Annotated in this window: 1 protein-coding gene; it reads right to left on the bottom strand. The window is 67.5% G+C overall.

Translation table 11 applies throughout. The features are described from left to right. Positions 1 to 271 (bottom strand): FUSC family protein (locus tag E0702_RS17470; RefSeq protein ID WP_205742069.1); only part of this gene is annotated, 271 nt, incomplete at both ends.

The raw sequence follows: 271 nt of genomic DNA, 5'->3' as shown, positions 1-271 counted from the left end.
AAATGGGGCCGCGGGTCGAAGGGCATCCGTTGCCCCCCCCAGAGCCCGGCGAGGAAGATCAGCCCGAGCAGGATCGGCAGGTGCGGTGAGAGCAGGAATACCCCGAGAATGATCGCCGCTAGTGCACTGCCGTAGAGCGTCGCGCGCATGCGCTGGCCCGCTTCGAAGAAGACCGCCCGGCGGGTCGGGAAGACCAGCCCCAGCGCCGCCATGATCGCCATCATGATGTCAGCGGGCGGCATCCCCGCGTAGAGCCAGAAGCTCAGTCCCA

It is taken from the genome of Halomonas marinisediminis (assembly GCF_004347715.1).
Taxonomy (GTDB): Bacteria; Pseudomonadota; Gammaproteobacteria; order Pseudomonadales; family Halomonadaceae; genus Halomonas; species Halomonas icarae.
This window is presented reverse-complemented; position numbering and strand designations above follow the sequence as displayed.